Raw genomic sequence first — 18564 nt, forward strand, 5'->3', positions numbered from 1 at the left:
AGGGAGAGGGTTTCCTATTTCTTAGGGAACAGCTCTTTACGCTTGTACGGCTCCGTTTCGCCAGGCTTACGCGTTTTGAGCAGCTTAAGGATCCACGTATATTGCTCCTTATGCGGCCCCACCAGCACTTCCACCTCTTCATTCATACGGCGCGCAATGGTGCGATCGTCTGCGGTCAGCAGATCGTCCATCGGCGGACGTACCTCAATGCTCAGGCGATGCGTTTTGCCGTCATACACCGGGAACAGCGGGATCACGCGGGCGCGACAGACTTTCATCAGGCGTCCAATCGCGGGTAGCGTCGCTTTATAGGTCGCGAAGAAATCAACAAACTCGCTGTGCTCAGGGCCGTGGTCCTGATCGGGCAAGTAGTAGCCCCAGTAGCCCTGACGCACGGACTGAATGAAGGGCTTGATGCCATCGTTACGCGCGTGCAAACGTCCGCCAAAGCGACGGCGTACGGTATTCCAGACGAAATCGTAGATTTTGTTTCCCTGGTTATGGAACATCGCCGCCATTTTCTGGCCCTGTGAGGCCATCAGCATCGCCGGAATGTCGACTCCCCAGCCGTGCGGCACCAGGAAAATCACCTTTTCATCATTGCGACGCATCTCGTCGATGATCTCCAGCCCTTTCCAGTCAACGCGGTCGACGATCTTCTCCGGCCCTTTCAGCGCCAGTTCCGCCATCATCGCCATCGCCTGTGGCGCGGTGGTATACATATCATCAATAATTGCTTCGCGTTCGGCGTCGGTTTTATCCGGGAAGCAGTACAGAAGATTGATTTGCGCTCGACGGCGCGCGCTTTTTCCTAAGCGGCCTGCCAGTCGCCCGACCTTGCCGAGCACCGGATCGCGGAGGGAAGCAGGTAGCAACGCCATGCCAGCAAACGCGTATACGCCAAGCCAGGCGCCCCAGTTACGCGGGTGGCGAAAAGATTTTTCAAACTCGGGAATGTACTCAATATTGTTTTTTTTGGTTTCCATGCGGGTTCCAGGGTCTGGTGACGCAAAAATATATTCAGATAGTGTAGCGAGGCAGCCGTCCGCGTACAAAAGAAAAAGCCGGCGCACACTGACGCCGGCTTATTTTTGAGGGTGTTAGCTTAGTCGAAGCGCAGCTGTGGCATCACCTCTTTCACCTGCGCCAGGTAATCTTTGCGATCTTTCCCGGTCAGCCCTTCGGTGCGCGGCAGCTTCGCCGTCAGCGGGTTAACCGCCTGCTGGTTGATCCACACTTCGTAGTGCAGGTGCGGGCCCGTCGAACGGCCGGTGTTCCCGGACAGCGCGATGCGGTCGCCGCGTTTCACTTTCTGGCCCGGTTTGACCAGCAGTTTACGCAGGTGCATGTAGCGGGTGGTATACGTACGACCGTGACGGATAGCCACGTAATAGCCAGCAGCGCCGCTGCGTTTCGCCATCACCACTTCACCATCCCCTACCGCCAGCACTGGCGTACCCTGCGGCATGGCAAAGTCAACGCCACGGTGCGGCGCTACGCGGCCCGTTACCGGGTTCAGACGACGCGGGTTGAAGTTGGAGGAGACGCGGAACTGTTTAGCCGTTGGGAAACGCAGGAAGCCTTTTGCCAGGCCCGTACCGCTGCGGTCATAGAACTTACCGTCTTCCGCGCGAATGGCGTAGTAGTCTTTGCCATCTGAACGCAGACGCACGCCCACCAGCTGGCTCTGCTCGCGCTTGCCGTCCAGCATTTCGCGGGACATCAGGACAGAGAACTGATCGCCTTTTTTCAGTTTGCGGAAATCCATCTGCCACTGCATGGCTTTGATCACCGAGCTGATTTCAGCGCTGGTCAGGCCGGCATCGCGTGCACTGGAAACAAAGCTGCCGCCAACGGTCCCTTTCATGACGCTATTCACCCAGTCGCCCTGCTGCATTTCACTGGTCATTTTGAAACCGTTTGCCGTGCGATCGTAGGTGCGGGTTTCGCGGCGGGACATTTCCCAGGTCAGACGTTGCAGATCGCCATCGGGGGTTAAGGTCCAGGAAAGCTGCTGACCAATTTTCAGATTACGCAGTTCTTTATCGGAGGCGGCAAGCTGGCTGATGTTGCCCATGTCGATACCGTACTGGTTCAGCACGCTGCTCAGCGTGTCGCCCGTCGAAACCACATATTCATGAATGCCGGCTTCATTCTGGATTTTGTCATCCAGCTCGTCCTGGGGAATCGCTTCATCTTCCTGAGCGGCCTGATCGATAGGCTCGCTGGCCTCGGGCAGCAGAGAGCGGATTTCGCTCTTCTCCAGTTCGATGGTTTTGATGATAGGGGCAGAACTCGGGTGGTAAACATAGGGCCGCCAGACGGCGACCGCTAAGGTGAGAACTGTAAGCGACCCCAGCATAACGCGGTGGGGTCGAGGCAGATTGTTAAATGCCAGGGCGACAGAGCGGGCTATCTGTTGCACGTATTCACTTCCTCGTTAATCTCCTTTCAGGCAGCTCGCATACTGATTCGCCAGTTGGCTGAGGAACTGCGAATAGCTCGCTTTGCTCAACTGGATGTTCGTACCTAGCGGGTCAAGGGTTCCCATGCGCACGGTTGTTCCCCTGGCCACGGCTTCTACGACCGCTGGCCTGAACTGTGGCTCAGCAAAAACGCATGTCGCTTTTTGCTCAACCAACTGTGTTCTGATTTCATGTAAACGCTGCGCACCAGGCTGAATTTCAGGGTTGACGGTAAAATGCCCCAGCGGGGTCAGACCGTAATGTTTTTCGTAATAGCCGTAAGCATCATGAAAAACGAAGTACCCTTTTCCTTTAAGCGGTGCGAGCTCGTTACCTACCTGTTTATCGGTTGCGGCTAACTGAGCCTCAAAATCCTTCAGGTTGGCGTCGAGTTGGACTCGACTTTGCGGCATAAGTTCCACTAATTTGTCGTGGATTGCAACCGCTGAAAGCCGCGCTATCTCTGGGGAAAGCCAGAGATGCATGTTGTACTCGCCGTGATGGTGATGGTCGTCACCTTTTTCGTCGTGAGCATGACCGTGGTCGTGTTCGTCACCGTCGTCCTCAGATCCTTTCATGAGCAACGGTTTCACGCCGGACAGCTCACCAATCGCCACCTGTTTCGCGGCGGGAACCTGTTTCGCCGTTTTCTGCATGAAGGCTTCCATCTCAGGACCGATCCAGACAACTAAGTCCGCGTTCTGTAAGCGTTTTACGTCGGACGGGCGCAAAGAATAATCATGCTCGGAGGCGCCGTCAGGCAGCAGAACCTGGGTCTCCGTGACCCCATCGGCGATGGCAGCGGCGATAAAGCCTAGCGGTTTAAGCGAAGCGACAACGGCAGCGTTAACATCTTGTGCGGTTGTACCCCAAAGTGCAGCGGATAAAGCAGCGAAAAGAAGCGTATTTTTCTGTAACATAATGCGACTAATCATCGTAATGAATGTGTGGAATGTGATATTATAACATTCGATAACTTCTGCAAGCTTAAATTGACATGACGACTTTAGTTTCTCTTGAAAATGTGTCGGTCTCATTCGGCCAGCGCCGCGTCCTTTCTGACGTGTCGCTGGTTCTGAAGCCCGGCAAAATACTGACGCTGCTCGGCCCTAACGGGGCGGGTAAATCAACGCTGGTGCGCGTCGTGCTAGGCCTGGTCACGCCTGATGAAGGGCTGATCGCCCGCGAAGACAAGCTGCGTATCGGCTATGTGCCGCAAAAACTGCATCTCGACGCCACGCTGCCCCTGACGGTGAGCCGCTTCCTGCGCCTGCGCCCCGGTACGCGAAAAGCGGATATCCTCCCGGCACTGAAGCGCGTTCAGGCGGGCCACCTCGTCGATGCCCCTCTGCAAAAGCTTTCGGGCGGGGAAACCCAGCGCGTATTGCTTGCCCGCGCCCTGCTCAGCAGCCCTCAGCTGCTGGTGCTGGACGAGCCGACGCAGGGCGTTGACGTTAACGGTCAGGTTGCGCTGTACGACCTCATCGACCAGCTTCGCCGTGAACTGAACTGTGCGGTGCTGATGGTTTCCCATGACCTGCATCTGGTGATGGCGAAAACCGACGAAGTGCTGTGCCTGAACCACCACATCTGCTGTTCCGGTACGCCGGAAGTGGTGTCAATGCATCCTGAATTTATCTCCATGTTTGGCCATCGTGGCGCCGAACAGCTGGGCATTTATCGCCATAATCACAATCACCGCCATGATTTACAGGGACGAATTGTCCTGCGTCGGGGAAATGGACACTCATGATTGAACTGTTACTGCCCGGCTGGCTGGCCGGGATTATGCTTGCCTGCGCCGCGGGTCCACTCGGCTCGTTTGTCGTGTGGCGCAGAATGTCCTATTTCGGCGATACGCTGGCCCATGCTTCACTGCTGGGCGTCGCGTTTGGTTTGCTGCTGGACGTGAACCCGTTCTATGCGGTGATAGTCGTCACGCTGCTGCTGGCCGCCGGTCTGGTCTGGCTGGAAAAACGCCCTCACCTCGCAATTGATACCCTGCTCGGCATTATGGCGCACAGCGCCCTGTCGCTGGGCCTGGTGGTGGTGAGCCTGATGTCAAACATCCGCGTTGACCTGATGGCCTATCTGTTTGGCGATCTGCTTGCCGTTACGCCAGAGGATCTGGTTTCCATTGCCATTGGCGTAGTGGTGGTGCTGGGCATACTTCTGTGGCAGTGGCGAAATTTGCTGGCGATGACCGTCAGTCCGGATCTGGCCTTTGTCGACGGCGTGAAGCTTCAGCGCGTGAAGCTGCTGCTGATGCTGGTCACGGCATTGACCATTGGCGTGGCGATGAAGTTTGTCGGGGCACTGATTATCACGTCGCTGCTGATTATCCCTGCCGCCACGGCGCGCCGTTTTGCACGTACCCCAGAGCAAATGGCCGGTATCGCGGTGGTTATCGGGATGATCGCCGTCACGGGCGGGTTAACCTTCTCGGCGTTTTATGACACGCCGGCAGGACCGTCGGTGGTATTGAGTGCGGCGGTATTGTTTGTTTTCAGTATGATGAAAAAGACCGCGCAGTAGTCAGCATGTCCCCGGTAGCGCTTCGCTTACCGGGGCTACAAAAACGTTCCGCCACCCGGCATGATTTAAGGCATCGCCGGCGGCGTTATCCCGAAATGATTCCACGCTCGCACCGTCGCCATACGACCGCGCGGGGTACGCTGTAAGAAGCCCTGCTGGATAAGATACGGCTCCAGCACGTCCTCAATGGTCTCGCGCTCTTCACCGATTGCCGCCGCCAGGTTATCCAGCCCTACCGGCCCGCCAAAGAACTTATCCAGTACCGCCAGCAGCAGCTTGCGGTCCATATAGTCAAAGCCTTCGGCATCCACGTTCAGCATGTCCAGCGCCTGGGCGGCAATCTCAGCCGATATGGTGCCGTCGTGCTTCACTTCGGCGAAGTCGCGCACGCGGCGCAGCAGACGGTTGGCGATGCGTGGGGTACCGCGGGAACGCTTCGCCACTTCAAACGCCCCCTCTTCGCTCATATCCAGCCCCATGTAGCGCGCGCTGCGGCCCACAATGTGCTGGAGATCGGGCACCTGATAAAACTCCAGACGCTGGACAATGCCAAAGCGGTCGCGCAGCGGAGAGGTCAACGACCCGGCGCGCGTCGTGGCGCCAATCAGGGTAAACGGCGGCAGATCGATTTTAATGGAGCGCGCCGCCGGCCCTTCGCCAATCATGATATCCAGCTGGTAATCTTCCATTGCCGGATAGAGCACTTCCTCCACCACCGGCGACAGACGGTGGATTTCATCGATAAACAGCACGTCGTGCGGTTCGAGGTTGGTCAGCATCGCCGCCAGATCGCCCGCTTTTTCCAGCACCGGGCCGGAAGTGGTACGCAAATTTACGCCCATCTCGTTGGCGACGATGTTTGCCAGGGTGGTTTTACCTAAGCCCGGCGGACCAAAAATCAGCAGGTGATCGAGCGCATCGCCGCGCAGCTTTGCCGCCTGGATGAAAATCTCCATCTGGGAACGAACCTGCGGCTGGCCGATGTACTCATCCAGCAGTTTTGGACGGATCGCGCGATCCACCACGTCATCTGGCTGAATGGTGCCTGCCGATACCAGGCGGTCTGCTTCAATCATCCTTTACCTCACAATGCAGCGCGCAGCGCTTCACGAATCAGGGTTTCACTGCTGGCGTCCGGTTTAGCGATTTTGCTCACCATCCGGCTGGCCTCCTGAGGTTTATATCCCAGCGCTACCAGCGCGGCAACCGCTTCCTGCTCGGCATCGTCATCCGTCGCTGGCCCGCCCGGTGACGTCAGCACCAGATCGGCGGCCGGGGTGAACAGATCGCCATGCAGGCCTTTAAAGCGGTCTTTCATCTCGACGATAAGGCGCTCGGCGGTTTTCTTGCCGATGCCCGGGAGTTTAATCAACGCAGCCGGATCTTCGCGCTCAACGGCGTTCACAAACTGCGGGGCTGACATACCGGATAAAATCGCCAGCGCCAGCTTCGGCCCGACGCCGTTGGTTTTGATTAATTCGCGGAACAGGGTGCGTTCCTGTTTGTTATTGAAGCCGTACAGCAGCTGAGCGTCTTCACGCACGACAAACTGGGTAAAAACAATCGCCTCTTTGCCCGCGTCGGGCAGCTCGTAGAAGCAGGTCATCGGCATATGGACTTCATAGCCCACGCCACCCACTTCCAGCAGCACTAACGGGGGTTGTTTTTCAATGATGATGCCTCTGAGTCTGCCTATCACGTGACGCTCCTGCGTTCTGGAAAAGTGTTAACTGGCGACATAATAAAAAAAGGCTGGATAAACATCCAGCCTGATTTCTTATTATCGTAACCTGCCTCGCGCCAGATTGAGCCGCGACTCGCTCATTTGCATCGCGTTCTGGCTGACGTGGCAGTGGGTAATCGCAATCGCCAGCGCATCCGCGGCGTCGGCCTGCGGGTTCGCGGGAAGCTTCAGCAGGGTGCGCACCATATGCTGCACCTGGCTTTTCTCCGCGCTACCGATGCCCACTACCGTCTGTTTAACCTGACGGGCCGCGTACTCAAATACCGGCAGGTCCTGATTCACGGCGGCAACTATCGCCACGCCGCGCGCCTGACCGAGCTTTAACGCCGAATCCGCGTTCTTCGCCATAAAGACCTGCTCAATGGCAAAATAGTCCGGCTGGAACTGGGTGATGATCTCCGACACGCCCGCATAAATGAGCTTCAGGCGCGACGGCAGATCGTCCACTTTAGTGCGAATACAGCCGCTGCCGAGGTAGGTTAGCTGGCGTCCCACCTGACGGATAACGCCATAGCCGGTGACGCGCGAGCCGGGGTCAATCCCAAGGATAATCGACATCACGCGTCTCCCGTAAACGGTTCAGGCTGGCGCATTACAGCGTCGCAGCCACCTCATCAGAGATTTCACCGTTGTGATACACTTCCTGTACGTCGTCGCAGTCTTCGAGCATGTCGATCAGACGCAGCAGCTTAGGCGCGGTTTCCGCATCCATATCCGCTTTGGTGGACGGAATCATGGACACTTCAGCGTTATCCGCCTTCAGGCCAGCCGCTTCCAGCGCATCGCGCACGGCACCCATCTCTTCCCACGCGGTGTAAACGTCAATCGCACCGTCGTCGTAGGTCACCACGTCTTCCGCGCCTGCTTCCAGCGCCGCTTCCATGATGACGTCTTCGTCGCCTTTTTCGAAGGAGATGACGCCTTTTTTGCTGAACAGGTAAGCTACGGAGCCGTCAGTGCCCAGGTTACCGCCGGTTTTGGTGAACGCGTGGCGCACTTCCGCAACGGTACGGTTACGGTTGTCAGACAGGCATTCAACCATTACCGCCGTACCGCCAGGGCCGTAACCTTCATAAATGATGGTTTCCATGTTCGCGTCTTCGTCACCGCCCACGCCACGTGCGATGGCGCGGTTCAGGGTGTCACGCGTCATGTTGTTGGACAGGGCTTTATCCACCGCCGCACGCAGGCGCGGGTTAGAGGCCGGATCGCCGCCGCCCAGACGCGCCGCTGTTACCAGCTCACGAATGATTTTGGTAAAGATTTTACCGCGCTTGGCATCCTGTGCCGCTTTACGGTGTTTGGTGTTGGCCCACTTACTATGACCTGCCATAAAAAGTTCTCCAAAAATCGCGCCTTCTCAGGCAGCGTTAATTACAAATTCTTCAATCGCCTGCCGGTTGCTCCATGACTTGGTCAGTGCGGCGGCATCCGCCGCATCGACCCAGCGGTAGGTCAGATGTTCAGTGAACACGATCTCCCGCTCATGGGGAAGCGCAAGGCAGAACCACGATTCCGTATTGCGCTCAATGCCCGGCGCATAGCGATGACGTAAATGGCTAAAAATTTCAAACTCCACCGTGCGCTGACAGTCCTTCAGGGTCAGTTGCTCGCGAGCAACGTCAATGGCGACCTCTTCCTTTACTTCACGCGCGGCGGCCTGCGGCGCGGTCTCCCCCTCTTCCAGGCTGCCGGTAACCGACTGCCAGAAATCAGGATCGTCGCGCCGCTGCAACATCAGCACCCGCTTCGTGTCCAGGGCATAAATGACAACTAAGACAGAAACGGGAAGCTTGTATGCCATATCAGTTTTTCTCTTCCTTCTTCACCACCTCAATGCCCAGCTCGGCCAGCGCGGCCGGGTTGGCAAAGCTTGGCGCTTCGGTCATCAGACACGCCGCTGCGGTGGTTTTCGGGAAGGCGATAACATCACGGATGTTGTCGGTGCCGGTCAGCAGCATGGTCAGACGGTCAAGACCGAAGGCCAGACCCGCGTGCGGAGGCGTACCGTACTTCAGGGCGTCCAGCAGGAAGCCAAACTTCTCGCGCTGCTCCTGCTCGTTAATGCCCAGAATGCCGAACACGGTCTGCTGCATTTCACCGCTGTGAATACGCACGGAGCCGCCGCCCACTTCGTAGCCGTTGATAACCATATCGTAGGCATTCGCTACCGCATCTTCCGGTGCTGCCTTCAGCTCCGCCGCCGTCATGTCTTTTGGCGAGGTGAACGGGTGGTGCATCGCGGTCAGGCCGCCTTCACCGTCGTCTTCAAACATCGGGAAGTCGATAATCCACAGCGGCGCCCATTTGCTTTCGTCGGTCAGGTTCAGGTCTTTACCGAGCTTCAGACGCAGCGCGCCCATTGCGTCAGCAACAACTTTCTTGTTGTCTGCGCCGAAGAAGATCATGTCGCCGTCCTGGGCACCGGTGCGCTCAAGGATCGCTTCCACGATGTCCGCGTTCAGGAATTTCGCCACCGGGCTGGTGATGCCTTCCAGACCTTTCGCGCGCTCGGTCACTTTAATATAGGCCAGACCTTTCGCGCCGTAGATCTTGATGAAATTGCCGTAGTCGTCAATTTGCTTACGGCTTAAGGACGCGCCGCCCGGTACGCGCAGGGCAGCCACGCGGCCTTTCGGATCGTTAGCCGGGCCAGCAAAGACCGCGAACTCCACGTCTTTAACCAGGTCAGCCACGTCCACCAGCTCCATCGGGTTACGCAGGTCTGGTTTGTCGGAACCGTAGCGACGCTCGGCTTCCGCGAAGGTCATGATCGGGAAATCGCCCAGCTCAACGCCCTTGACGTCGTTCCACAGGCTACGCACCAGCGCTTCCATCACTTCACGCACCTGCTCGGCGGTCATGAAGGAGGTTTCCACATCGATCTGGGTAAATTCTGGCTGACGGTCAGCGCGCAGGTCTTCGTCGCGGAAGCATTTTACAATCTGGTAGTAGCGGTCGAAGCCGGACATCATCAGCAGCTGTTTGAACAGCTGCGGAGACTGCGGCAGCGCATAGAATTTGCCTTTATGGACGCGGGATGGCACCAGGTAATCGCGCGCGCCTTCCGGCGTGGCTTTGGTCAGCATCGGGGTTTCAATATCGAGGAAACCGTGATCGTCCATAAAGCGACGCACCAGGCTGGTGATTTTCGCACGGGTTTTCAGGCGCTGAGCCATCTCCGGACGACGCAGATCCAGGTAGCGGTATTTCAGACGCGCTTCTTCGGTGTTGACGTGGTTGGAGTCCAGCGGCAGCGCTTCCGCGCGGTTGATAATCACCAGATCGGACGCCAGCACTTCGATAGCGCCGGTCGCCATCTCGGCGTTGATGTTTTTTTCGTCACGCGCACGCACGGTGCCCGTCACCTGAATGCAGAACTCATTACGCAGCTCAGAAGCCAGCTTCAACGCATCAGCGCGATCCGGATCGAAGAACACCTGAACGATACCTTCGCGGTCACGCATATCAATAAAGATAAGGCTACCAAGATCGCGACGACGATTGACCCAACCACACAGGGTAACCTGCTGCCCGACGTGGGACTGACGCAGCTGCCCGCAATATTCTGTACGCATGAGATATCCCTTAATTAGCCGCAGGCTGATTGTTGCCTGTCTTGCAGGCTACGATGTCGCAGCTTTCTGTATGTCACAACTGGATGAAAAAAGGCGGCTATTATACTGGAAATTCTGCCGGACGATAAGAGCGAAGCACGGCCTGACGCGCGTTTGCTGTGCTCTTATTGCCTATTCTCACAAAAATTAACAAAATTATCCGACCGATAACAGGCCATACCGTCGTAAGGTGTAGAAAAGCAACTGATTTGACTGGAGTAACAATGTTGACGCTTGATGCCACCAAAACCGCCCTTGTGGTCATTGATTTACAGGAAGGGATCCTGCCTTTTGCCGGGGGTCCGCACACCGCTGACGATGTCGTAAGCCGCGCTGCGCGTCTGGCGGAAAAATGCCGCGCCAGCGGTGCGCCGGTGGTCATGGTGCGCGTCGGCTGGTCCGCTGATTTTGCCGAAGCGTTAAAACAGCCGGTTGATGCTCAGGCCCCGGCGCAGGCGCTGCCGGACAACTGGTGGACGTATCCGGTCTCGCTCGGTAAACGCGACAGCGATATTGAAGTCACCAAACGCCAGTGGGGCGCCTTCTACGGCACCGATCTGGAGCTACAGCTTCGCCGTCGCGGAATCGACACGATCATTCTGTGCGGGATCTCCACCAACATCGGTGTGGAATCCACCGCCCGTAACGCCTGGGAGTTGGGCTTTAACCTGGTCATCGCGGAAGACGCGTGCAGCGCAGCCTCTGCTGACCAGCATCAGGGCAGCATGACCCATATCTTCCCGCGTATCGGTCGCGTGCGCAGCACGGATGAGATCCTGAGCGCGCTATGATGTACGTGGGCCTGCCCCAGTGGTCGCACCCGAAATGGGTGCGCCTGGGTATTACCAGCCTTGAAGAGTATGCCCGACACTTTAACTGCGTGGAGGGCAATACCACGCTGTACGCCCTGCCCCGCGCGGAGATCGTCGAACGCTGGCGCGAGCAAACCACCGACGACTTTCGCTTTTGCTTTAAATTCCCGGCAACCATCTCCCACAACGCCGCGCTGCGCAACTGCGATGATTTAACCCACGAGTTTTTCACCCGGATGTCGCCTCTGGCCAGCCGGATTGGACAGTACTGGCTCCAGCTTCCCGCCACGTTTGGCCCGCGCGACCTGCCTGCTCTCTGGCAGTTTCTCGACGCGTTGCCGCATGACTTTACCTACGGCGTGGAAGTGAGGCATCCGGAATTCTTTGCTAAAGGCGAGGCGGAAAAAGCGTTGAATCGCGGTCTGTTAGATCGCTCTGTCAACCGGGCGATCCTCGACAGCCGGCCCGTGCACAGCGCAATCCCGCACAGCGAAGCCATTGTTGATGCCCAGCGCAAAAAACCGAAAGTGCCCGTCCACGCGATCGTGACGGCCAAAAACCCGATGGTGCGGTTTATCGGCAGCGATAACATGCAGCAAAACCAGGCGATGTTCGCCGTCTGGCTGCAAACGCTCGCGAAATGGGAGCAGACCACCACTCCGTACCTGTTTTTACATACGCCGGATATTGCCCAGGCGCCTGAACTGGTCGATGCTCTCTGGCAGGCCTTGCAGCATGCGGTTCCGTCGGTTGGCCCCGCCCCCTCCATCCCACAACAATCTTCTCTTTTCTGATATCACCCCCTATCATAGAGACGTGCCATCTGCCAAAAACAGGGAGTTAGTATGGTCAGCGCGCTGTATGCGGTGTTAGGTGCATTACTGCTGATTAAATTTTCATTTGATGTTGTGCGCCTGAGAATGCAGTACCGCGTCTCCTACGGTGACGGGGGCTTTTCTGAGCTGCAAAGCGCAATCCGCATCCACGGCAACGCGGTCGAGTACATCCCCGTCGCGTTAATTTTACTGCTGTTAATGGAAATGGATGGCGCAGAAACCTGGATGGTGCACGTCTGCGGGCTGCTGCTGATTGCCGGACGCTTAATGCATTATTACGGTTTTCACCAACGCCTTATACGCTGGCGTCGTTCCGGCATGAGCGCGACCTGGTGCTCGCTTTTGCTGATGGTGCTGGCTAACCTTTGGTATATGCCGTGGGAGTTGGTTTTCTCCTTCCGTTAGCGCACAATATGCCCCTTTATTTTTCCCGGATTTTTACGTTATGTCAGATCGCGACACGCTTTTTTCCGCGCCTATCGCCAGCCTGGGCGACTGGACCTTTGATGAACGGGTAGCCGAAGTCTTCCCGGATATGATCCAGCGCTCTGTTCCCGGTTATTCCAATATTATTTCCATGATCGGCATGCTGGCTGAACGCTTCGTTCAACCCGGCACGCAGGTTTATGACCTGGGCTGCTCGCTGGGTGCGGCAACGTTGTCCATCCGCCGTAACGTTCATCACGAAGGCTGCAAGATCGTAGCCGTCGATAACTCTCCGGCTATGGTTGAACGCTGCCGTCGCCACATTGACGCGTATAAAGCCCCTACGCCAGTGGAGGTAATAGAAGGCGATATCCGCGATATCGACATCCAGAACGCCTCGATGGTGGTACTGAATTTTACCTTGCAGTTCCTTGTGCCGGACGATCGTCAGCGGCTGCTGGATAAAATTTATCAAGGCCTCAACCCGGGCGGCGCGCTGGTGCTTTCCGAGAAATTCAGCTTTGAAGACGCCAGCGTAGGCGAGCTGCTGTTTAACATGCACCACGATTTCAAGCGTGCTAACGGCTACAGCGAGCTGGAGATCAGCCAGAAGCGCAGCATGCTGGAGAACGTGATGCTGACGGACTCCGTGGAAACTCACAAAGCGCGCCTGCACAAAGCCGGATTCGAACACAGTGAACTGTGGTTCCAGTGCTTTAACTTTGGCTCTCTGGTAGCGCTGAAGGCCGGAGACGCAGCATGATCGAGTTCGGTAATTTCTATCAGCTGATTGCCAAAAACCATCTCTCCCACTGGCTGGAGACCCTGCCTGCGCAAATTGCCACCTGGCAGCGCGATCAGCAGCATGGCCTGCTGAAGCAGTGGTCAAACGCCGTGGAGTTTCTGCCTGAACTGACGCCTCATCGTCTGGATTTACTGCACAGCGTGACGGCAGAAAGCGAAGCGCCGCTCCCGACCGGGCAGATTAACCGTATCGAAACGCTGATGCGTAACCTGATGCCGTGGCGCAAAGGGCCGTTCTCGCTGTACGGCGTGAACATCAACACCGAGTGGCGTTCCGACTGGAAGTGGGATCGCGTACTGCCGCACCTTTCCGACCTGACCGGGCGCACCATTCTGGACGTGGGCTGCGGCAGCGGCTATCACATGTGGCGCATGATCGGCGCGGGCGCGCATCTGGCGGTGGGTATCGATCCGATGCAGCTGTTCCTGTGCCAGTTTGAAGCCGTGCGAAAGCTGCTCGGCAACGACCAGCGCGCGCACCTGCTGCCGCTGGGCATCGAGCAACTCCCGGCCCTGAAAGCCTTTGATACCGTATTCTCCATGGGCGTGCTATACCACCGTCGTTCCCCGCTGGAGCATCTGTGGCAGCTGAAAGATCAGCTGGTCAGCGGCGGTGAGCTGGTGCTGGAAACGCTGGTTATCGAAGGCGATGAGCATGCGGTTCTGGTACCGGGCGATCGCTACGCGCAGATGCGCAACGTTTACTTCATCCCTTCCGCGCTGGCACTGAAGAACTGGCTGGAAAAATGTGGCTTTATCGATGTGCGCATCGCCGATGTGTGCGTGACGTCGATTGAGGAGCAGCGCCGCACCGACTGGATGATCACCGAATCGCTGGAGCAGTTCCTCGACCCGGACGATCACAGTAAAACCATCGAAGGTTACCCGGCCCCGATGCGTGCGGTGTTGATTGCAACCAAGCCGTAATCTTTTAGCCGGGTGGCGGCTACGCCTTACCCGGACTACTCTCGCTTTTGTAGGCCCGGTAAGCGCAGCGCCACCGGGCACAGGACAAAAAAAGGCCCCTGTTGAAATTGCAGGGGCCTGGTACAAGCAAGCATCATATTGGGCGACATGATGCGCGGTAAAAATCGGTACGTTGCTACACGTGATGACGTTCAATCAGCGATTTCATTACCGCAACCGACTCTCCATCCACACCGTAGCGCGAGTACTCATCCGCTTCAGCATCCGTCGACATTGACAACCCTGTATTGCGATAACGCATGGGCGAAGGTATCCATTTACCCGCCGAGCTGTGCAGCTCTTCCACCCCTGCGTTTAAAAACAGTTCCAGATTGCTGGCGCGTACTCCCGCGCCCGCCATGATTATTGGAACACCGGAATGTGCTTTTAGTTCCATAATTAATTTCAGTCCTTTTTCAGCCGAGGACTGCTGGCCTGACGTCAGAACGCGCGCCACGCCCAGTTCTGCCAGCGTATCAAAGGCTTGCATCGGATCTTTACACATATCGAACGCACGATGAAAAGTGACCGCCATTCCCTGGGCAACGCGCATAACCTGGCGCATGCGCGGAAGATCGACGTTGCCGTCTTCATCCAGCACGCCGGTTACCAGCCCCGGGAAACCTGAATCACGGACGAGGGCAATATCCTCAAGCATGGCGCTAAACTCACCCGCCGTATAACAAAAATCCCCCCCGCGCGGGCGAATAATCGGGTGCACCGGAATGGTGATGGCCTCACGCGCTGATTTCAGCACGCCAGAGGACGGGGTTAATCCACCTTCTTTCGGTGCCGCGCAAAGCTCGATGCGATCGGCCCCCTGCCGTTGCGCAGTGACGGCACACTCCACGCTGTAACAACAAATTTCCAGCAGCGCCATATCTTTCTCCTTAAATTTCGCTCAACGCACCATCGTGGCACGTTGCCCGATTCCTGTCTGGATCAAGGCTCACGCTTCGCTGGCAACGATCTGCTCGATAGTCCAGGGATGGAATTTCACCGTCACTTTCCCGTCCGTAACGGCAAGCGTAGGGTTTGGTAAACGTTCGCGCTCCCCTTTTGGTGAGCTGCTTTTCACAAAAATACCCGGCTGGCTTAAGCCCTCGTCAGAGAGCAGCGCCAGCGCACGCGCGTTCAGCGTCTCTGGCTCCCCCGGCAGAACAATTTCGATATGCTCCCAGCCTTCGTGTGGATAGCGTTTTTCTCCCGGCCAGGGCAGTTCAACAACGGTGAATTGCCAGTGGGCGACGCTTACCGGCTCGTGAAGTTTGAACAGGCAAATCGGGCGGCCGTTAATGATATTCTCTGAGAGCAGCTCACCGCACTGCTCAAAGCCACGCCGCCAGCGTTCGGCGGTGGCGTTCTGGTGGCAGCGCAAAGCAATGTGATCGGCGTCAAGCGGCGCGATATCCAGCCCGAGACGGGTGGCAAGTTCTGTGAACGCCTGGGTGAAGCGCGGTAAATCTGCGGAAATATCATGCAGTTCGTCAAGGGTGTGCCAGTTCGCCATGGGTCAGTCTCGTCTCGTGTCGCAAAGCCGCTAATTTACTCTGTTGCCCCCATTCGACCAACCGCAGAATCACGGTTTTTTCGACTGCATGTTTATGCATACCGTCTTCGCCTGGATTCTGAACAATCTTCGGCCCCGGCAGGGCTGACGCCCGAAGGCATTTGCAGTATACTCCCGCCCTAAATTCTTAAACTGGCGCGGGCGTTTTTACCCGCATCAAAAATGTAAGGTATCCAGGTGAATATTCAGGCTCTTCTCTCAGAAAAAGTCAGTCAGGCACTGATTGCCGCAGGCGCGCCTGCGGATTGCGAACCACAGGTTCGTCAGTCAGCAAAAGTACAGTTTGGCGACTATCAGGCTAATGGCGTGATGGCAGTGGCTAAAAAACTGGGCATGCCGCCGCGACAGCTCGCTGAGCAGGTACTGACGCATCTGGATCTCACCGGCATCGCCAGCAAAACCGAAATCGCCGGTCCGGGCTTTATCAACATTTTCCTTGAGCCAGCGTTCCTGGCAAGCCACGTTGACGCGGCGCTGAAGTCTGACCGTCTGGGCGTGACTCAGCCAGAGCCGCAGACCGTGGTGGTTGACTACTCCGCGCCAAACGTGGCGAAAGAGATGCACGTCGGCCACCTGCGCTCCACCATCATTGGTGATGCCGCCGTACGAACCCTGGAATTCCTGGGGCACAAGGTGATCCGCGCTAACCACGTAGGCGACTGGGGCACTCAGTTCGGCATGCTGATCGCGTATCTGGAAAAACAGCAGCAGGAAAATGCGGGCGAAATGGCGCTGGCGGACCTGGAAGGGTTCTACCGTGAAGCCAAAAAACACTATGACGAAGACGAAGCCTTCGCCGAGCGCGCGCGCAGCTACGTGGTGAAACTCCAGGGCGGCGACCCGTACTTCCTCGAGATGTGGCGCAAGCTGGTGGACATCACTATGTCCCAGAACCAGCTCACCTATAACCGTCTGAACGTGACCCTGACCCGCGACGACGTGATGGGTGAAAGCCTGTATAACCCGATGCTGCCAGGCATTGTGGCGGACCTGAAAGCCAAACATCTGGCGGTGGAAAGCGAAGGCGCAACGGTGGTATTCCTTGATGAGTACAAAAACAAGGAAGGCGAACCGATGGGCGTCATCATCCAGAAAAAGGATGGCGGCTATCTGTACACCACCACCGATATCGCCTGTGCGAAATACCGCTATGAAACCCTGCATGCGGACCGCGTGCTGTATTACATCGACTCCCGTCAGCACCAGCACCTGATGCAGGCGTGGACGATCGTGCGTAAAGCGGGCTACGTACCGGATTGCGTGCCGCTGGAACACCACATGTTCGGCATGATGCTGGGTAAAGACGGTAAGCCGTTCAAAACCCGTGCGGGCGGCACCGTGAAGCTTTCCGATCTGCTGGATGAAGCGCTGGAACGCGCGCGTCGCCTGGTGGCCGAGAAGAATCCGGATATGCCTGCTGACGAGCTGGAAAAACTGGCTAACGCCGTGGGTATCGGTGCGGTGAAATACGCGGATCTCTCCAAGAACCGTACCACCGACTATATCTTCGACTGGGACAACATGCTGGCATTTGAAGGCAACACGGCGCCTTACATGCAGTATGCCTACACCCGCGTGCTCTCCGTCTTCCGTAAAGCGAATATCGACGAAAGCGTGCTGGCGAACGCCCCGGTGACCATTACCGAAGACCGGGAAGCACAGCTGGCCGCGCGCCTGCTTCAGTTCGAAGAGACGCTCTCCGTGGTCGCCCGTGACGGTACGCCGCACGTCATGTGTGCTTACCTGTACGATCTGGCCGGTCTGTTCTCTGGCTTCTACGAACACTGCCCTATCCTCTCTGCCGAGAGCGAAGCGGTGCGTAACAGCCGCCTGAAGCTGGCGCAGTTGACGGCGAAAACCCTGAAGCTGGGTCTGGAGACCCTGGGTATCGAAACCGTAGAACGTATGTAAAAAAGAAACCCGGCAAGCGCCGGGTTTTTTTATGACTGATTACGGTTAGTCGTGAACGAGCACCTGGAAGGTATCTAATTCATACTCTCTGCCGTTATAGCCGATGCAGCATCCTCTGCTGAGGTGGCTTCCTGCTTTACCAACAAACAGGCCATTATCGAATTTTGCACGTGCAACGTAGAGCTTAGCACCATTGGCTTCATGCCCCGCCTCAACCATATTCGGTGGGAAATTTTTCCCCTTAACGTCTACCCATTTTAACGCGCCCACGTAAATTTCAAATTCATTACACAGGTGCTCGCTCCCTCCCCATGGGACCCAGGCCGTATTGCCGAACACCCATTTACCCGGATGAATACCATTATTCAGTTTTGCGCGAATAATAAACAGCGGTGAAGGTCCTTTGATACCTGGCACCCCAATTTCATAACCGGCTACAGGCGCGTCCAACGGAATAAATTCATCTCTTTTCGCTGATTTCCACATAATGATTTCCTTTTCAGTTTAAATAATTATCCGTAAATAAAATGATTAGAATTCTGAGATCGAATGAATAGCCAACTCATTGTTCAGACTTTGAAAAATAATGACCTTAACCAGTGATTTTTCTTGTCCCTTTGCATGCATGAAACGGCGAAGCGCAATAAAGGTATGCAGCTGGCCAGCCACGAGCTGGCTACCGACAAACAGTAGCGGGGTATAGCCCGCGCCGTCGATATCATTGAAAACCGATTCGAACATTTGAAGATGTTCATCCGACATTTTATCGGCATGCATATTTACAGAAGGGTTAATAACAATACTGCCCATTGCATTTTCCATTGCATCACTCCTTAAATGTGTATTGGAAGAATCTTAATGCAATTAAAAAATAGGAT

Annotated in this window: 21 protein-coding genes; 8 read left to right on the forward strand and 13 right to left on the reverse strand. The window is 56.5% G+C overall.

What is annotated here, in order from left to right; genetic code table 11:
* Positions 1-14 precede the first annotated feature (14 nt).
* The 3 genes from lpxM to znuA all read right to left on the reverse strand — a co-directional run bounded on the left by lpxM (position 15) and on the right by znuA (position 3385).
* Positions 15-986: a lauroyl-Kdo(2)-lipid IV(A) myristoyltransferase gene (gene lpxM / locus IM267_RS16790; RefSeq protein ID WP_063868466.1), complete on the reverse strand. Its 972-nt coding sequence runs from the start codon at positions 984-986 to the stop codon at positions 15-17.
* Between the two features lie 119 nt (positions 987-1105).
* The gene (gene mepM, locus IM267_RS16795; RefSeq protein ID WP_006811031.1) at positions 1106-2425 is read right to left on the reverse strand and encodes a murein DD-endopeptidase MepM; all 1320 of its coding nucleotides are present in this window, start codon (positions 2423-2425) and stop codon (positions 1106-1108) included.
* Positions 2426-2440: 15 nt separating this feature from the next.
* The gene (znuA, locus tag IM267_RS16800) at positions 2441-3385 is read right to left on the reverse strand and encodes a zinc ABC transporter substrate-binding protein ZnuA (protein ID WP_193033853.1); all 945 of its coding nucleotides are present in this window, start codon (positions 3383-3385) and stop codon (positions 2441-2443) included.
* A gap of 77 nt (positions 3386-3462) precedes the next feature.
* On the opposite strand from znuA, the gene znuC reads away from it, so the two are divergent.
* Both znuC and znuB read left to right on the forward strand, forming a co-directional pair.
* Complete coding sequence (gene znuC, locus IM267_RS16805) at positions 3463-4218, forward strand: zinc ABC transporter ATP-binding protein ZnuC (protein ID WP_063450109.1); 756 nt, start codon at positions 3463-3465, stop codon at positions 4216-4218.
* Complete coding sequence (gene znuB, locus IM267_RS16810; RefSeq protein WP_063450110.1) at positions 4215-5000, forward strand: zinc ABC transporter permease subunit ZnuB; 786 nt, start codon at positions 4215-4217, stop codon at positions 4998-5000. The genes znuC and znuB overlap by 4 nt, the downstream gene beginning before the upstream one ends.
* A gap of 65 nt (positions 5001-5065) precedes the next feature.
* Here the strand turns inward: znuB and ruvB are convergent, their stop codons facing one another.
* From ruvB to aspS, 6 genes are all read right to left on the reverse strand, one after another.
* On the reverse strand, positions 5066-6076 hold the full coding sequence (gene ruvB / locus IM267_RS16815) for a Holliday junction branch migration DNA helicase RuvB (RefSeq protein WP_003859753.1): 1011 nt from the start codon (positions 6074-6076) through the stop codon (positions 5066-5068).
* Positions 6077-6084: 8 nt separating this feature from the next.
* Entirely contained in the window at positions 6085-6699 is a 615-nt protein-coding gene (gene ruvA / locus IM267_RS16820) for a Holliday junction branch migration protein RuvA (protein WP_023312236.1), read from the reverse strand.
* An 81-nt stretch (positions 6700-6780) separates the two neighbouring features.
* A complete protein-coding gene (gene ruvC / locus IM267_RS16825) occupies positions 6781-7302 on the reverse strand; it encodes a crossover junction endodeoxyribonuclease RuvC (RefSeq protein WP_003859749.1) in 522 nt (173 codons plus the stop codon).
* 34 nt (positions 7303-7336) lie between these two features.
* Entirely contained in the window at positions 7337-8077 is a 741-nt protein-coding gene (locus IM267_RS16830) for a YebC/PmpR family DNA-binding transcriptional regulator (protein WP_006176049.1), read from the reverse strand.
* 27 nt (positions 8078-8104) lie between these two features.
* Positions 8105-8548 carry a dihydroneopterin triphosphate diphosphatase gene (gene nudB / locus IM267_RS16835; protein WP_063450111.1) on the reverse strand — a complete coding sequence of 148 codons (444 nt, stop codon included), beginning with the start codon at positions 8546-8548 and terminating at the stop codon, positions 8105-8107.
* A gap of 1 nt (position 8549) precedes the next feature.
* Positions 8550-10322 (reverse strand): aspartate--tRNA ligase, encoded by a 1773-nt coding sequence (gene aspS / locus IM267_RS16840; RefSeq protein WP_193033854.1) that lies wholly within the window; start codon positions 10320-10322, stop codon positions 8550-8552.
* Positions 10323-10585: 263 nt separating this feature from the next.
* Here aspS and IM267_RS16845 point away from each other — a divergent pair, with 263 nt between their 5' ends.
* From IM267_RS16845 to cmoB, 5 genes are read left to right on the forward strand one after another with little or no spacing between them, the layout of a single operon-like run.
* The gene (locus IM267_RS16845; protein WP_063450113.1) at positions 10586-11152 is read left to right on the forward strand and encodes a hydrolase; all 567 of its coding nucleotides are present in this window, start codon (positions 10586-10588) and stop codon (positions 11150-11152) included.
* Positions 11149-11967, forward strand: coding sequence for a DUF72 domain-containing protein (locus IM267_RS16850; RefSeq protein ID WP_112792790.1), 819 nt, complete (start codon positions 11149-11151; stop codon positions 11965-11967). The genes IM267_RS16845 and IM267_RS16850 overlap by 4 nt, the downstream gene beginning before the upstream one ends.
* A 51-nt stretch (positions 11968-12018) precedes the next feature.
* Positions 12019-12414, forward strand: a complete 396-nt coding sequence (locus IM267_RS16855) for an MAPEG family protein (RefSeq protein WP_063450115.1) — start codon at positions 12019-12021, stop codon at positions 12412-12414.
* Between the two features lie 40 nt (positions 12415-12454).
* Positions 12455-13198, forward strand: coding sequence for a carboxy-S-adenosyl-L-methionine synthase CmoA (gene cmoA / locus IM267_RS16860; RefSeq protein WP_112792789.1), 744 nt, complete (start codon positions 12455-12457; stop codon positions 13196-13198).
* Positions 13195-14166 carry a tRNA 5-methoxyuridine(34)/uridine 5-oxyacetic acid(34) synthase CmoB gene (cmoB, locus tag IM267_RS16865; RefSeq protein ID WP_107533267.1) on the forward strand — a complete coding sequence of 324 codons (972 nt, stop codon included), beginning with the start codon at positions 13195-13197 and terminating at the stop codon, positions 14164-14166. The genes cmoA and cmoB overlap by 4 nt, the downstream gene beginning before the upstream one ends.
* A 175-nt stretch (positions 14167-14341) precedes the next feature.
* On the opposite strand, the gene cutC is transcribed toward cmoB, so the two are convergent.
* Positions 14342-15085 (reverse strand): copper homeostasis protein CutC, encoded by a 744-nt coding sequence (gene cutC, locus IM267_RS16870; RefSeq protein WP_193033855.1) that lies wholly within the window; start codon positions 15083-15085, stop codon positions 14342-14344.
* A gap of 69 nt (positions 15086-15154) precedes the next feature.
* Positions 15155-15715 (reverse strand): VOC family protein, encoded by a 561-nt coding sequence (locus tag IM267_RS16875; RefSeq protein ID WP_063450119.1) that lies wholly within the window; start codon positions 15713-15715, stop codon positions 15155-15157.
* 237 nt (positions 15716-15952) lie between these two features.
* Here IM267_RS16875 and argS point away from each other — a divergent pair, with 237 nt between their 5' ends.
* Positions 15953-17686, forward strand: coding sequence for an arginine--tRNA ligase (argS, locus tag IM267_RS16880; protein ID WP_063450120.1), 1734 nt, complete (start codon positions 15953-15955; stop codon positions 17684-17686).
* Positions 17687-17731: 45 nt separating this feature from the next.
* Here argS and IM267_RS16885 read toward each other — a convergent pair whose 3' ends face one another.
* Together IM267_RS16885 and IM267_RS16890 are read right to left on the reverse strand one after the other, a co-directional pair.
* Entirely contained in the window at positions 17732-18172 is a 441-nt protein-coding gene (locus IM267_RS16885) for a DUF3421 domain-containing protein (protein ID WP_063868458.1), read from the reverse strand.
* A gap of 45 nt (positions 18173-18217) precedes the next feature.
* Positions 18218-18508: a hypothetical protein gene (locus tag IM267_RS16890; protein WP_028013637.1), complete on the reverse strand. Its 291-nt coding sequence runs from the start codon at positions 18506-18508 to the stop codon at positions 18218-18220.
* Positions 18509-18564: the final 56 nt, after the last annotated feature.

The organism is Enterobacter cloacae complex sp. P15RS, assembly GCF_014895905.1.
Taxonomy (GTDB): domain Bacteria; phylum Pseudomonadota; class Gammaproteobacteria; order Enterobacterales; family Enterobacteriaceae; genus Enterobacter; species Enterobacter quasihormaechei.

What these genes read in the sequence shown, in the direction of transcription:
- IM267_RS16845 (WP_063450113.1), top strand. Translation starts at nt 10,586, where the DNA reads ATGTTGACGCTTGATGCCACCAAAACCGCCCTTGTGGTCATTGATTTA.
- IM267_RS16855 (WP_063450115.1), top strand. Translation starts at nt 12,019, where the DNA reads ATGGTCAGCGCGCTGTATGCGGTGTTAGGTGCATTACTGCTGATTAAA.
- IM267_RS16885 (WP_063868458.1), bottom strand. Translation starts at nt 18,172, where the DNA reads ATGTGGAAATCAGCGAAAAGAGATGAATTTATTCCGTTGGACGCGCCT.
- znuA (WP_193033853.1), bottom strand. Translation starts at nt 3,385, where the DNA reads ATGTTACAGAAAAATACGCTTCTTTTCGCTGCTTTATCCGCTGCACTT.
- cmoA (WP_112792789.1), top strand. Translation starts at nt 12,455, where the DNA reads ATGTCAGATCGCGACACGCTTTTTTCCGCGCCTATCGCCAGCCTGGGC.
- ruvB (WP_003859753.1), bottom strand. Translation starts at nt 6,076, where the DNA reads ATGATTGAAGCAGACCGCCTGGTATCGGCAGGCACCATTCAGCCAGAT.
- aspS (WP_193033854.1), bottom strand. Translation starts at nt 10,322, where the DNA reads ATGCGTACAGAATATTGCGGGCAGCTGCGTCAGTCCCACGTCGGGCAG.
- cutC (WP_193033855.1), bottom strand. Translation starts at nt 15,085, where the DNA reads ATGGCGCTGCTGGAAATTTGTTGTTACAGCGTGGAGTGTGCCGTCACT.
- znuC (WP_063450109.1), top strand. Translation starts at nt 3,463, where the DNA reads ATGACGACTTTAGTTTCTCTTGAAAATGTGTCGGTCTCATTCGGCCAG.
- nudB (WP_063450111.1), bottom strand. Translation starts at nt 8,548, where the DNA reads ATGGCATACAAGCTTCCCGTTTCTGTCTTAGTTGTCATTTATGCCCTG.
- znuB (WP_063450110.1), top strand. Translation starts at nt 4,215, where the DNA reads ATGATTGAACTGTTACTGCCCGGCTGGCTGGCCGGGATTATGCTTGCC.
- IM267_RS16850 (WP_112792790.1), top strand. Translation starts at nt 11,149, where the DNA reads ATGATGTACGTGGGCCTGCCCCAGTGGTCGCACCCGAAATGGGTGCGC.
- IM267_RS16830 (WP_006176049.1), bottom strand. Translation starts at nt 8,077, where the DNA reads ATGGCAGGTCATAGTAAGTGGGCCAACACCAAACACCGTAAAGCGGCA.
- cmoB (WP_107533267.1), top strand. Translation starts at nt 13,195, where the DNA reads ATGATCGAGTTCGGTAATTTCTATCAGCTGATTGCCAAAAACCATCTC.
- IM267_RS16890 (WP_028013637.1), bottom strand. Translation starts at nt 18,508, where the DNA reads ATGGAAAATGCAATGGGCAGTATTGTTATTAACCCTTCTGTAAATATG.
- IM267_RS16875 (WP_063450119.1), bottom strand. Translation starts at nt 15,715, where the DNA reads ATGGCGAACTGGCACACCCTTGACGAACTGCATGATATTTCCGCAGAT.
- ruvC (WP_003859749.1), bottom strand. Translation starts at nt 7,302, where the DNA reads ATGTCGATTATCCTTGGGATTGACCCCGGCTCGCGCGTCACCGGCTAT.
- lpxM (WP_063868466.1), bottom strand. Translation starts at nt 986, where the DNA reads ATGGAAACCAAAAAAAACAATATTGAGTACATTCCCGAGTTTGAAAAA.